This is a genomic window from Synechococcus sp. OH30 (assembly GCF_047462175.1).
Taxonomy (GTDB): Bacteria; Cyanobacteriota; Cyanobacteriia; order Thermostichales; family Thermostichaceae; genus Thermostichus.
Genome location: NZ_JANSIP010000004.1, coordinates 43,442 through 57,474, shown reverse-complemented (window position 1 = coordinate 57,474; position 14,033 = coordinate 43,442). Strand labels below are relative to the sequence as shown.

The 14,033-nt window shown below is 60.9% G+C and carries 9 protein-coding genes; 3 read left to right on the top strand and 6 right to left on the bottom strand.

Translation table 11 applies throughout. The features are described 5' to 3' along the window. Positions 1–48 precede the first annotated feature (48 nt). From hpsA to NW830_RS05910, 5 genes are all read right to left on the bottom strand, one after another. On the bottom strand, positions 49–7,083 hold the full coding sequence (hpsA, locus tag NW830_RS05930; RefSeq protein ID WP_414362359.1) for a hormogonium polysaccharide biosynthesis protein HpsA: 7,035 nt from the start codon (positions 7,081–7,083) through the stop codon (positions 49–51). Positions 7,084–7,257: 174 nt separating this feature from the next. Next, positions 7,258–7,854 carry a response regulator gene (locus tag NW830_RS05925; protein WP_414362358.1) on the bottom strand — a complete coding sequence of 199 codons (597 nt, stop codon included), beginning with the start codon at positions 7,852–7,854 and terminating at the stop codon, positions 7,258–7,260. 117 nt (positions 7,855–7,971) lie between these two features. Beyond that, entirely contained in the window at positions 7,972–8,562 is a 591-nt protein-coding gene (locus NW830_RS05920) for a pentapeptide repeat-containing protein (RefSeq protein ID WP_414362357.1), read from the bottom strand. A 74-nt stretch (positions 8,563–8,636) separates the two neighbouring features. Continuing rightward, entirely contained in the window at positions 8,637–9,515 is an 879-nt protein-coding gene (locus tag NW830_RS05915) for a DNA-formamidopyrimidine glycosylase (protein WP_414362356.1), read from the bottom strand. A 25-nt stretch (positions 9,516–9,540) separates the two neighbouring features. Further along, positions 9,541–9,768: a photosystem I reaction center subunit IV gene (locus NW830_RS05910; protein WP_414362355.1), complete on the bottom strand. Its 228-nt coding sequence runs from the start codon at positions 9,766–9,768 to the stop codon at positions 9,541–9,543. A gap of 451 nt (positions 9,769–10,219) precedes the next feature. Between NW830_RS05910 and NW830_RS05905 the strand changes: the two genes are divergently transcribed. Then, complete coding sequence (locus NW830_RS05905; RefSeq protein ID WP_011429120.1) at positions 10,220–10,372, top strand: chlorophyll a/b-binding protein; 153 nt, start codon at positions 10,220–10,222, stop codon at positions 10,370–10,372. Between the two features lie 221 nt (positions 10,373–10,593). On the opposite strand, the gene NW830_RS05900 is transcribed toward NW830_RS05905, so the two are convergent. Continuing rightward, positions 10,594–12,264 (bottom strand): NAD+ synthase, encoded by a 1,671-nt coding sequence (locus NW830_RS05900; protein ID WP_414362354.1) that lies wholly within the window; start codon positions 12,262–12,264, stop codon positions 10,594–10,596. Between NW830_RS05900 and cas1 the strand changes: the two genes are divergently transcribed. After that, positions 12,239–13,201: a CRISPR-associated endonuclease Cas1 gene (gene cas1, locus NW830_RS05895; protein ID WP_414362353.1), complete on the top strand. Its 963-nt coding sequence runs from the start codon at positions 12,239–12,241 to the stop codon at positions 13,199–13,201. The two genes, NW830_RS05900 and cas1, sit on opposite strands and share 26 nt — an antisense overlap. Further along, positions 13,201–13,479 (top strand): CRISPR-associated endonuclease Cas2, encoded by a 279-nt coding sequence (cas2, locus tag NW830_RS05890; protein WP_414362352.1) that lies wholly within the window; start codon positions 13,201–13,203, stop codon positions 13,477–13,479. Before cas1 ends, cas2 begins: the two co-directional genes overlap by 1 nt. The last annotated feature ends 554 nt before the right edge of the window (positions 13,480–14,033 follow it).

Sequence of the window (14,033 nt, the reverse complement as noted above, 5' to 3'; positions counted from 1 at the left end):
CCTATTTCGCCCCTACCTTGAATCTACCCCTGACGGGACGGGTCAATATCAGTTGAACTCATTGCAGCCGCCAATCTGGGCAGACGGATCCAACGGCACATCCGGCTGATTCTGGAGCGCGCAGCGCAGCCGCCGCACATACGGATCTTGTGGATCCAGCTCCCGCAGGAACTCTGTGCGCGCGTTGGAGGGGAATTGGAAGCGGCTGGAGACAGCGCCAGGGCGGCGAGCAATCTGCAGGCCCACGTCGTAGCCGAAGCGGCGACGAGGTGGGAAGTAGTAGTCGTAGCCGCGCACAAAGGTTGAATCCTGCACCAGGTTGGGCGGCTCGAAGCTGTGCTGCAGGAAGGGGCCGGTGGCATAGGTGCTGTAGTTGAGCTGGATCATCGAGCCGCTGAAGAAGAGGTTGGTACCTCTCCACATCTCATTGAGGCGTAGGAAGTTGTGCATGCCGCCGGCGGTTTGATGCAGCCGCGACGGGAGCACCCCGCTAACGGCCACCGCGTTGACCCGCGTCTCTCGGGCCGGCTGCAGTTGCCAGTTTTGGCTGCCGTCTTCGTTGCGGCGACGCTGGTTCACATCAGTTGAGGCCAGCTCTTGGAAGCGAGGAATGGGAATAGGTCGCCGCGTCACCTCGTCCAGGATCACGCCCAGCACCGGGTTGTCGCCAGCAAAGCCCGTGGTGGGCCTGTTCAGATCCAGGGTAAAGGGCTCTACATCCACCCACTCGGGTTTATTGCCGTTGCCGCCATCCCGGTCAACCTGTACCTGGATGGTGTTGCCGTTGGGCTTGACGTAGAAGCACAGGCCGTTGCGGATGTCTTCGCTGCCCCTATGGTCGATGTAGTAGCCGTCCAGATAGGTGGATGTGGTGGCGTAAGCTTGCGCCGTAGCATTTTTCACCCGAGCGTAGGGGTTGAGCGCCATTTGGGGTTGGATTTCCAGTTGAATTGGGTTCCCTGGGTTTTCAGGAATCAAATTCACCCCAAACAGCGGATCCCGGTCCACTACATTAGTAGGCTCGCCTGGATCCAGGACACCATTCTTGTTGAGATCTGTGAATGTGGGATCTTTGCCGTCATTGGTACGCAACGTGCTGGGGCGGCTGCGGCCCGTGTAGGCCTCGTAGCGGAAGCGGTCGTTGAAGTTGGGGCGGAACACGCCCGGCACCCAGAAGCCGCCATCGGGGCCGATGTTCTCTTCAGAGTCGCAGCGGACGGTTGGCTTCTGTTTTTCGTCGAGCAACCGGCGCCGCAGCCACCGTGCCCAGTCCTTGGTGCCTGGAGCCTGCTCCGGGTTGCCAGGAATCTCTGGAGCGTCGCTTTCAGCAGGGCGGATGCCCGGCTCTTTGCTGGGGTTGGCGATCTGGAGGAGCAGCAAGTTGCTCCTCAGGCCGTTGCGGGCGGCGTGGGCCGGCTCGCCGAAGATCCAGTTGAAGGCGGCCTGCAGGGCTTCGGCAGGGTTGGGCCACTTGGGCGGCTTGGGCACCCCTGCTTTTACCTCCAGCACCGGCGAAAGCCGCGGCTCCAGGGCAATGGTTACGCCTTCATCGGCAGCCTGGGCCACGTCGTGGACGCTGATCGTCTCCGGCTCCGGCTCGGCTTGAACTTCGCCCACCGGGCGCAGCTCCACCGTGTTGGGCTTGGCCGCCATCCACTCGCCCAAGGGGCTCTTGCCGGGAGCATCCGGCACAAAGGTTTCGATAGGAGGAGGTGTTGGCGTCGGCGTGGGTGTCCGCGTCGGCGTGGGGGTTGGCGTCGGTGTCCGCGTCGGCGTTGGGGTTGGCGTCGGCGTGGGCGTCGGCGTCGGGTTGGAGCAGAGAGCCTGATTATTCGCTGGAGTTCCGCTCGGCAGGCAAGGTTTGTTCTCCGGCGGCAGCGGCTTCAGGTAGCGCAGGTCATAGTTTTCCTGATCGCTGCCATCGCGGGTAGCAAAGCGCACACTAGCGTTGCCGCTATTTTCATAGGTCTGGATCTCCACCAAGTAGGGCGAGGGCTGGGATGGATCCGCGCAGTCCAGCTCCAGGCGCAGGGTGAACTGCTTGCCGCCGCCATCTGACCAGGCTTCGGCACCTGCCGCGTTCGGCCCTAGGCTGAGGGGAGTGCCGTTCGAAACGCCGTGGTTGATGAAGGTGGGTGGCTCCGCGGGGTTGGGAGGGTTGTAGTTGGGGTTGCGCCGGATGATCAGCCGCACGCCATCATCACCATTGAGGATGTGGTAGCTCTGCAGGCCCGGCCAGCGGGGATAGAGCTCCCCTACCCAGCGGACGACGAAGAAATCGTTGCCGTTGTTGTTGCCACTGCCGGATCCACCGTTTCTGCGCCGCCAGCAGGAGCGTAGGAAGTTGAACTGGTTGGGTTTGAATTCGAACCTTGTAGTTCCATTGTTGGGGGGATTGAAGTTGTATCCAATGCGAGGGTTGCCGACAGGCACATAGGAATAGCCGATGTCATCCGCATCGATGGGCGCGTTCGGCAGGCCGTTGTTGCCGTCTGGCTCTCCGCAACTGGGCATCCAGAACCAGTCGCCGCGATCCCGGTGATCCGGACTAGGATCAGGCGGGATGAAAGGTGGCTTAGGCTCCCAATCCCGCTCCCAATCCCAAAGATTTGGCGGCGCGAGAATCGGCACCGACAGGCGGCAAAGGGGCTGCAGGATGTCAGACAAAGAGCCATTGCAAGTGGGGAAATTGTTGTACAGCATCCGCTTGAAGGGAGACCTTGAATCCCGGGACGTGCTGCTACCGAACTGGTACTGGAAGCCACCCCACGAGGGGAAACCAGGGCCGCTGCGGGCAAAGCTGCTTGGATTGACGGTGCCACCGTCATTACTGATAGCGTTACTGATAGCGTTGCGCACGCAGGCCCAGCGCTGGTCGTTGCTGGCGCTGTCCAAGTTGGTCGTGGGACAGCTCGGCGCACTGCTGGTATAGCCGTTGTTGTATTGACCGATGGCCTCCGGCACCCCCTGGGCCGGGAACACCGGATCCGGCCAGCGCACCGCCCGCAGGTAGCGCAGGTTTTCAGGATCAGTTAAGAGCAAACGGTCTTTATCGTTAGTGATGGCAAACGCTGTGTTGCGGTTGTACTGATCCCGCGGGTTGGTGATCCAGCCGTTGTAGTACTCGGCCAGCAGGCCAGCGCCGCCAGGGTTCGGGCAGGGCCCGATGGGAGCCACCATCACCCAGCGGGAGGTATCCAGCACCGGGTTGCCCAGGGCGGAGATGCGCACGCCGAAGTCGGCATAGTCCCTATCTGGCGCCCGCAACTGCCGCTCCGCCGGCACGCCCCGACCTACTGTCCAGTCGGCTTCATTGGAGTTAGGATTGGGGCTGTCGCGGCGGGCAAAGAGGGTGTCGCGGGCAAACACATCCGGCCAGCCGGGCTGGTTGGTGTTGTCGCCCAGGTTCTGGGCCCCGCCGGTATTGTCGAAGCGCAGGACACCAGCGCCATTGTTATTCGGATCCGGAGCCGGCCAGTTGTTGCCCCGGATCACCAGCGCCTGGTTGAGGAAGGAGGTGTTGGCCCCGAGGTTTGGCCCGCTGCAGCCGTAGTAGTCGTTGCGGCGAGGAGCCGAGGCCCGCTGTGGGTTGCCCTGGTAGTCGCGGTTGGCTACAAAGCTGCTGCCGCCGCCATTGAGGGTGCCATCCTGGACAAAGCCATCGTCAATGCTGCCATCGCAGAAATCGGCGGAGAGGATATTGATCGAGTCGCCTATGATCTCAGTAGGCCGCCAGAGATCTTCCGCTGCCCGGGCAAAGCGCCGGTCTTCATCCCTCCGGAGTCGCCGGTAGAAGTTGCTGTAAAGGCCGTCTGATCCGAAGTCGAGGAGAGTCTTGAACTCTTCCAGCCGCTCGCCTCGCCTCGTCTGGTGCAGGTTAAAGTCCCCTTGAATGTAGACGGGGTTGTCGGAAATAAAGGAGAGGCCAAAGACGGCTTCATCGAGGTTAAACCCGCCGCGGGCCAGCACTGCCCCATTGCGCAGCCGGAAGCCATAGGGCCGCCGATCCGGATCGGGGTAGTAGTCCACCGGTTTGGGACTGAGGCCTTGATCGGAAACAGGCGGATCGCCGACCGGTTGGTTGCGACCAGGCTGACCGGCATTCATGATGAAGGGAAGGGTGCCGCGGGCGTTTGCCGCTTGCCAGGCAGTTTGATAGGCGGCGAAGTTGGTCAAAGGCGGGCGGGCAATGGCATCCTCTCGCACCGCATCTTCCCGGAAGGCGTAGAAAATACCCCCCTCGCGGCCTTCTTGCACGCCGGCAGGCAGCCAAGTATCTCCGTTGATCAAGCCGTTGGCCTGGCCCGGGACGTTGTTGGTCAAAAGAGCCAGGTCGATGTTGAGGGCCCGCACCGCCATTGCCTCGCGGCCATCGTAAAACACCGAATCTTTGAAGGGCACGCGACGGCACTGGTTGCCGACCTGGATCAGCTCCATCTGGTTGCTGTTGGGATGGTTGCCACCGAGTAGGGTGCTGCTGGGGCAAGTGGCAGCGGCATGGGGCAAACGCCAGTCGTTGATGGTGGAGCGAGGCCGAAGAGCCACTTGCTCGAGGTCGGTTACTGCCTGGTAGGTGGCAGCCGGCAGCCAGGGGTACGCTTCCCGCCGCGCCCTCTCTATGGGATCATTCTCGTCAAAGTTGCTGGTGGGGAAGATGTAGCGCAGCGGGAGATAAGCACGCTGGCTATCAAGTCTATCCAAGATTTGGCGATCGCCGTTAGTGTCTCCGTCACGGCTATCATTGATATCTCGTAGGAGATCCTGAGCAAATCGATCTCCACGAGCTTCTGCAGCCTCAATCCGTAGAATGTTGTCGGCCAGCATGCCCAACATGCAGCCCGCCGTCTGCAGCGTGGTCTGGTCGGCCAGGCTGAGCTGATCGACGGGGGTGCCTCTGTTAACTGTGTCGATCACCCGCCGCAGCTCGGAGAAGTTGCCAAAGGCGGTGATGAACGGATCTGGGTGGATGCGGCCCGGCTCCTGCCTGGGCGGATAGGCCCCGTCGGGGTCACCGGCAAAATTGGCCAGGTTGGTTAGCGCCGTCCACAGGGGCGTGCCAGGCTGCAGCCGCTCTTGCATCGGCGCAGGGTCATATTCCCAGACGTTGGTGCCCTGGCCGGTGAAGAAGTTGATGCCCAGTTGATTGGTCTGATCGCCGGCAGGGAAGGTGGAAGCCCGCCGCAAGCTCCAAGGGGTGCCGGGGTGGGCCACCGTGGCCAGGCAGGCGATAGGGAAGCGCCCATCTTGGTGGCTGTAGTGGTAAACCGCCGTGGCCTGCACCGCCGCCGGGTTATCCCGCAGGGTTAGGCGTTGCCGCGCCTCGTTGCTGATGAAAATGGCCTGTAGCTTAGTGGGATCATTGGGATCACCATCAGGCACCAGCGGCAAGGGCAAAGAGTCGGTGCGGGTCAGCTCCAGGCGCTGCCCCACGATCACCCGCAGGCCCTCCACGCGGGCCCGCCGCTCCCAGTAGCCATCCAGCCCCACCTCGGCAAGCGCGCCTTGGGGTGGGTTGTCTTCGGTGAGGGATTCGCCCAGCTCATTTTTGGCCTCAGACGGGATCCGGTCACCTGCCTTGGCGTTGTTGAACTTTTCGGCAAAGGTGGGCACGTTGCAGCCCTTCTGCGGGTCAGGCGTCACGGGTGGACGCTCGTAGCTGGCCTTGGGCCCAAAGCGGTTGTCGGCCCGATAGACATCGTCCACGTAGGGCGGGCAGACCTGGTCGGAACCGGCCTGAAAACCGCCGGCCTTGATCCGTCCGGGGTTGGGCTCCCGTTTGGCGTTGAGAGGAGAAGCCGCCCATCCAGCCGCGTCTTGCTGGTAATTTCCTCGGGTGCGTATGCGGCCGAAAAGGTGGAGCTCCAGCGGATCCAGGGCCACACTCTCCGGCTCCACCCCGTTTTGCACCGAGTCAAAGTTCAGGTTGTTTAGACTGACCGACACCCTCGGTGCTACGTCTTGCTCGCCGGAGTGCACATCGAAAACCAGGCTATCGCTCACCTCCTGGCCAGCGTAACCAATAGCCCCTGCCACCAGCTCTCCGAAGGCAGTAATCTCCGAGTTATCTACAGGCATGTAGAAGCAGGATTGCTCCGAGCTGATGGTGAAAGCCCGGAACGAGTTGGTGGAGCGATAGCGGAAGAAAAGGCTGCCGCCGGTGTAGATGGCGCCGTTCCAGTTGTAGGGGGGAGTGAAGAAGAACTCCAGGTCACTGCGGCTGAAGGCCCCCCACTTGTTGAGGAGATCCCGCTTCCGATCCTGCTGGAACTGCAAAGCCGAGATGGCGCGGGTGGTGGAGTCGGCGCCTTGAATGGGCAAGGTGACGGCAAAGACTTGGAAAGGCTTGTACAGCGCCGATCCCACCTGGAACCAGTCTCCCACGTTGGGGTTGGCGGTCTGCTCGGCGGGGTTGTCGGTACAAGCGCCCAGAGCCGACCCTTGCAGAGGGCCACTGCGGATCATCAGGCGCCGCGCCCGCTCCGTATCCGTTAGCCGGCTGTCCTCAAAGCCAGCGCCAGCAGCCCGACGCGTGTTGAGAATAGTGTAGGCAGTTACAGAGTCGTTGACGCCGTTGTTGTCGGTGTCCACCAAAAACCACCAGGCCGGCGCCCGTACCGGTACAGGCAGGGTTTGCCCGGGGTTGTTGGGATCCTCCACCTCAATTTCGGTTCTAATTATGAACTGGGTTTCATCGGGGAGGATGTAGGGCTCGTTCTCATCCCGCGGGAGCAGCCCTTCCGCCCCGTCGTTAATCAAGGCCGCGGCAAGTTGGGCATCAGTAGGGGTGCCGGCGGGCAGGCGGGGATCCCGCAGCAGGTAGTCAATCTTGGCCCGCGCCCGGTCGATGGCGGCGTTTAGTTGTCGACTAACCGTCTGCCCCGCCCGTTCCACCTGGGTTTGGATATTGCGCTGGGTGGAGCGGGTAAGCAGGCCCACCGTTACCAAGCTCAACACCAGCACAATCAAGATGGCGACCGGTAGAACAAAGCCGCGCTCGCGGATCCTGCGCCGATCCACCGGGATCTTCAGAGAGCCAAGCAGACGCAGGGCAAGCTTGAGCAACAGCGGAGAAGGAGCAGACATAGCCGTACGCGGGTAAAGGCTACCAGGATAGCAACAGTATGCAAGGGATCCCGATTGCAGGCATCCCCACCTCTGGGGGGAAACGCCGGACTGCCCAAGCGCTCCGCGCCGCTCACGCGACCACCCCCGGCCCCTCTCCCTCAGGGAGAGGGGAGGAGGATAGGGGCTCTGTACTTAGAGAATTCCCAGTTGTTGCGCCTTGAGCAGAGCAGTGACACGGTCGGTGGCGCCCAGCTTGCGGTAGGCAGTGCTGGCGTATTCTTTCACGGTTTCCACGCTGAGGCCCAGGCGGCGGGCAATCTGCTTGTTGGCCAAGCCTTGGCTCATCAGTTGCAACACACAGAGCTCGCGGGGGGTAAGCTTGGGCAACTCTTGGGAAGCAGGCAGCCAGTCTTGGTCGGGGTTGGCCAAGATCTGGCGAAGAACGCGGGCCAGCTCCGCCGGGTCAGTTTCTTTGGAGAGGTAGCCTTTGGCCCCCGCTCGTCGCGCCGCCTCGATCAGGGCCGGCTCCTGAAAGGTGGTCATCATCACCACCACCACCGACAGGCCCAGCTCAACAATCTGCTGGCAGGCCAGGATCCCATCTCCATCCGGCATGCGCACATCCAAAATGGCCACCTCGGGAGGGTTGTGGCGGCAGTACTCAACGGCCTGGGATCCCGTCTCCGCTTCGGCCACCACCTCAAATCCTTGCGCTTGCAGGGCAAACTTTAGCCCCAGCCGAAATAGGGGATGGTCGTCGGCAATCAGAACTCGCACAGGGGAACTCATGGCAGGGGATCCCGGCCAGGGAGAGAGCTAAGCTTAATCTGCCCAAAAAGGGAGCTAGCCCAAGCGCTCCGCGCCGCTAACGCCACCACCCCCGATCCCTCTTCCAGGGGGAGAGAGCTAGTTTTTCACAAAGACCATGCCGTGGGCGCTGGGGCTAAAGGTGGGATCCAGTTGGGTCTGGGCGTTGTACAAGGCGCCAGTTAGATCGGCTCCCTCCAGAAAAGCTCCCCGCAGGTCGGCCCCGCGCAGATCGGCCTGGATTAGGTTGGCTCCTGTCAGGTCGGCGCCGGCGAGAATGGCCCCGCGCAAATCGGCACCGCTGAGGTTGGCTACCTGAAGGTTAGCCCCTGTGAGATTGGCCTGCTGCAGGTTGGCTTGCCTGAGATCCGCTTCCCACAGAAAGGCCCCGCCCTGATCCGTGCTGCTCAGGTTGGCGCCGCGCAAATCGGCCAAGTTGAGGATTGCCTGGGAGAGGTCGGCAGCTTGCAGGTTGGCCTGCTTGAGGATGGCTTCTTTGAGGTTGGCCCCCCGCAAATCCACGCCTGGCAGCTCCGCTCCCGTTAGGTCGCAGGCGGGGCAATCTTTGCTGGGGGCAACAACTTGGGATCGGCCCAGTTGGGCATCCAGCTCCAGTTGAGCAAAAACAGGAAGTGCCGGGATCCCGACCACCCCGCCGAGGAGACCGACCCAAAACTGGGGCCATGCCATCTTTTTCACCGGGATCCCTCCCTCACCGTCGGCCTCTCTCCTCTGGGAGAGGGGAGCTGGGGATCAATCTAGAACTATAGCTGCTTGCGGGGGATCCGCCATCCAGTTGCCACCTGGCCTGGGGGCGGCTGGCAGCGGGGGCAAAAGTGGGCTGAGCGGCCCGCCAGTTTAAGCCGCTGAATGGGGGTGCCACAGAGGCGGCAGGGATCCCCTTCCCGACCGTACACCCAGGCTTGACCTTGATAGTTGCCGTTGAGCCCACGCAGATCCCGGTAATCGCGCAGGGTGGTGCCCCGCTGCTCCAGCCCAACCCGCAACACCTCGATCAAAGCTTGCCGCAGGCGGCTTTTGGCAGCGTCGGAAAGCTGCGAGGCGGGCGTCAAAGGGTGAATGCCGCTCAAAAACAGGGCCTCATCAGCGTAAATGTTGCCCACCCCCGCCACCAGGCCCTGATCCAGCAGGGCAGTTTTGATGGGGCGGCGGCTCTTCTGCAAAGCAGCTTGGAAATAGATTTCTGAAAAGGCCGGCGACAGCGGCTCCGGTCCCAAGCTCTGCAGGGCGGGGATCACCGTCTCCGGCTCCACCCCGGCGGGCACCAGCCACATCTGGCCAAAGGTGCGCAGATCAACAAAGCGCAGCTCCCACCCCTGCTCTAGGCGCAGCCGGACGCGAGTATGAACCGGCAAAGGCGCGGATCCCTGAACCCAGAGCAGTTGCCCGGTCATGCGCAGATGCACACCCAGAACCGCTCCGGAGTCCAGGGATCCCAAGAGATACTTGCCTCGCCGCTGCCACTGGGTCAAACAGGTGCCAGCCAGCCCCTGCTCAAACTCCTCTTTGCCAGGGTAGGCCACGGTGCGAGGGAGAAGCACCTCCACCGCCAGGATGCGCAGACCTAGAGTAAGGCGCTGCAGATCCCGCCTGACGGTTTCAACCTCGGGCAGCTCGGGCACAGAACAAGAAGGCCGAAAGCTGGGTTTACTTGGCAGAGGTAGCTTTGGCTTTGGGCTTGGGCTCTTCCACCACCTCCAGCTCGTCCTCGCGGAAGTTGTTGGTGTTGATGTTGTAGTAGTTAACCTTGTCAAAGCGGACGATCACCGGGTAGAGGATGCCACTGGTATCCACCGCTGCCACCGTCCCCACATCCCGATACCAGTAGGATTCTTTCCGCAACACACGGACTTTGGCACCACGCTGAATCGCCATAGGGGTTTTCTCCGTTGACCTGCACTTCAGATTACCCTAGTCGGTGGGACGGCTGCGATTTCCGAACTTTTGTAACAGGGATCCCTGCCGTTCTGGGCTAAGGGGAGGAACACAGCAGAGTAGCTTGGTAGCCCTTCGTCCCGCTAGCGCGATTACTGGGGGGCAGAAAAGCCTTCGAGCGACTTGAGTGCACCTACCCCCCTGAAAAACCCGGGCAGTGCCGAAAGCCAGTCAGTAAGCGGAACCTTGAGGCTTTGTCTCTAGGAACGGTCTAGGGGCGTCTTGACAGCGCCTTTACGAGTCCAACTGTGGACTGCGTAAGCATCCCCCGACCGGGGGAGTGTCAACGGTTGCCTAATCGTCTTCTTGCAATTATGAAGAAATGCAAACTATACTAAAGGGCAGGGAGCGTTCTTCCAGATTTGCCCCAGAGCACCCAGCGGAGGTTCCTATGTCCAACCCCAACCTGTCTGAGCCCAAGTTTGGCTTTAACGAATATGCCGAGCGTCTCAACGGTCGCGCAGCCATGATTGGCTTTGTCCTGGCCATTGTCATCGAGGCGGTGACCGGCCAAGGCGTCGCCTCCTGGCTGGGGCTGATCTAGAAACTTGGCTTGCGGCAACCCCCCTCTCCCTCAAGGAGAGGGGGGAGCGAGGGCAAAATCAAGTAAACCACCTGCCTCCAACTAAGCAGACTTTTGGTAGCCCTGCAGTTGGCAAGCCAACCGCGAGCCTCTGGACTGGTTTACCTTCAGCCCCAATCGACGTTATGCGGCATTCCTCCTGGCCCTGACCCTACGGGTAGAAGGCGGGGCCCCTGCGGTTTCTAGCTGATCCCTTCCTGGCGTTTGGCAATGGGCATGCGCCAGCCGGTGCCAAAAGCCCGGTCGGTAACCCGCAGTCCCGGAGGGGCTTGGTGGCGCTTGAACTCGGCATTTTGCACCAGCCGCAGCACCTGCTGTACAGTATCGGCATCAAACCCTTGGGCCACCAGCTCGGCAGCGGATTGGTGCTGTTCAATGTGCCGCTGCAGGATGGCGTCCAGCACGTCGTAGGGGGGTAGGCTGTCGCTATCTCGCTGGTCCGGCCGCAGCTCTGCCGAGGGGGGCTTGGTGAGGATGGGAAGAGGGATCCGCTCCTGGTGGCGGTTGATCCAGCGGGCCAGGCGGTAGACCCAGGTTTTGGGCACATCGGAGATCACCGCCAAGCCGCCGGACATATCCCCGTAGATGGTGCAGTAGCCCACCGCCAGCTCCGACTTGTTGCCCGTGGTCAAAAGCAGCCGGCCAAACTTGTTGGAGAGGGCCATGAGTAGGGTGCCGCGGATGCGGGACTGCAGATTCTCTTCGGTGATGTCGGGGGGGAGGCCAGCAAAAGGCTCGGCCAGGAGATGGTGGTAGCTCTCCATAATCGAGTGAATGGGCAGCTTTAGGGTCGGGATCCCTAGGTTTTGCGCCAGTTGGTAGGCGTCCGTCAGGCTGCCGGGACTGGAATAGGGAGAGGGCATGAGCACTCCCAGCACCCGCTCTGGCCCTAGGGCGTCGGCGGCAATGACGGCAGTAACAGCCGAGTCGATCCCTCCCGACAGGCCCAGCAACACCTCGCGAAAGCCGCATTTGCTGACGTAGTCGCGGGTGCCCAAAACCAAGGCTTCGTAGAGCTCCGCTTCCGGCTCTGTTGGCCAGCGGGATTCCGGCGGGCTGGGTTCCTCATCACGGGGATGGAGCAGCGCCTCCACATCCACGATGAGCCGATCCGGCGCAAAAGCAGCGGCTTGGGCCACCAGCCGGCCGCGGCAATCTAGGGCGCAACTGGCCCCGTCAAAGATGAGGTCGTCGTTGCCTCCCACCTGGTTGACATAGAGGATGGGCAGGGCATGCTTGCGGGCTAGGGATCCCAGCATCTCCACCCGCAATTTTTGCTTGCCCAAGCTAAAAGGGGAGGCGGAAAGGTTAATCAGCAAATCGGCGCCGCAGCGGGCCATCTCTTCTACTGGATCGCGGTGGTAGCGGCGGTGCTGCCAGAAGTCGCGGTCGTTCCAGATGTCTTCACAGATGGTAAAGCCCAGTCGGCGGCCCCGGTACTCAATGGGCGGGGGCGGGGATCCCGGCTCGAAGTAGCGATCCTCGTCGAAGACATCGTAGGTGGGCAGGAGCGACTTCTGAAACCAGTGGCGGATCTGCCCCCTTTCCAGCCAGGCTGCCGCATTGTAGAGGGGCCGCCCCTCCGGCAGAGGGTTAGACTGCACGGATCCCACCACCACCGGAATGCTCTCCTGCAGCCGGGCGGCCAACTGCTGCAAAACTTGGCCGGCCCTCTCGATGAGAGCTGGATAGAGCAGCAGATCCCGGGGTGGGTACCCCAACAGGGCCAGCTCAGACGTAATGGCCAGCTCCGCTCCTGCAGCCGCCGCTGCCTCGACCGCCGCACGGATGCGTTCAGCATTGCCGCTGAGATCGCCAACGGTGTAGTTGAGTTGCAACAGCGCTATCTTCACTTGGATCCCCTTGGCCGAGAACGGTTGCCCGGCAAATGGCAGACTCCACGATGATAGGCCAGAATCGTTAATCTTCGGCCGCTCTCAGGTGACTACCGATGTTGTAAGAGAGTGCTTGAAGCGCAATCTTCCCATTGCCTATCTCTCCCGGCTCGGCTATTGCTACGGTCGCCTCATTCCCATTGAAAGGGGCTACCGCCGCTTGGCCCATTGGCAACAGGCACTCTCTGAGGCATGGCGGTTGCAAACAGCAGCCCAGATAGTGCGAGCTAAGCTCCTCAATAGCCGCGTGTTGTTAATGCGGCAACTTAGGCAGCGCCCCAGCGAAACTGGGGATCTAACCCTGCGCAGCTTGGAACATCTGGCTGAGCAAGCTCTGCAGGCTAAGTCTCTAGATCAACTGCGCGGCATTGAAGGGATCGGCGCAGCCCTGTATTTCCCGGAACTGGGCAATTGCTTACAACAAAAAGGATTTGTTTTGCTCAAGCGCACCCGACAACCACCCACCAATCCAGTCAATGCCATGCTTAGCTTTGGCTACATGGTGCTCTGGAACCACCTATTAACCTTGATTGAGCTGCAAGATTTGGATCCCTATCAAGGTTGCCTACATGCCAGCAGTGAACGCCACGCTGCTCTGGTTTCCGATTTGCTGGAAGAGTTTCGAGCGCCTATTGTGGACTCCCTGGTACTGTGGCTTGTCAATAGCGGTGTTATGGATATCCAAGAAGACTTCGAGTATCGAGATGGGGGCTGTTTTCTCAACGATGCTGGCAGAAAGAAATACCTCAAAGCTTTTCTCCAGAGAATGGAGGGATCCATCCAAACCCCCGATGGGGATCAGCCCCGCTGGGATTTGCTAACACAGCAGGTTAAGAAGTTTAAGCAGTCCGTCTATAATCCTCAAGACTTGTATCAGCCTTACCGGATTCGCTGATGTTTCTTTATGTTGTTACCTACGATACCCCCTGTGACAAGCGCCGCAAGAAAATTGCGGACTTGCTAGAAGGCTACGGCAAGCGGGTGCAGTACAGTGTCTTCGAGTGCGTCCTCAACAGGGACAAGTTCGAGGAGCTCAAGCTACGGCTCCGAAAAAGGATCAAGCCTAACGAAGACAGCGTCCGCTTCTATCCCCTCACCAGCCACGCCCTCGATCAAGTGGAAATCTGGGGTGAACCCCCTTTAACTGCACCCCCTGGCTCGGTCATCGTGTAGCTCAGGCAACTTTCCCCCTACCTAAGTACTTGATGTTCTCGAAAGCACACAAAAATGGTATCAGCAGCTCTGCGAGCGCCTCGCCAAATCCCGCAAAGGCCGATTCTTTCGTTGACCCGCTCGATGCCTTGCCCCACAAGGCTTTCAGGCCTCTTGCCCCCCCTCTTCCAGGCCCTTTTTTGCCGTCTTCGACCGACCCCCTCGCAAATGGGTCTTGCATTCCTTGCCCCGCTTGGGTTTAATAGGGGTAGTGTTCCCCCTTCGGGGGGATCCCTAGAAATTGGAAACTCCCTCTCCGGGGCTCCCCGGAGTGTACATCTTAGTAGGTTGCGTTCCCCCTTCGGGGGGATCCCTAGAAATTGGAAACTCGAGTAGGTACATAATCTCTGTCCTTACTCTTTCGAGTTCCCCCTTCGGGGGGATCCCTAGAAATTGGAAACAGCAGGTTAAAGTAGGTGCAGGCGTTCTGCACCTCAGGTTCCCCCTTCGGGGGGATCCCTAGAAATTTGTCCTCCTACTCCTTCTTCACCAAGAGGTTGGAGGTTCTCCGTTCG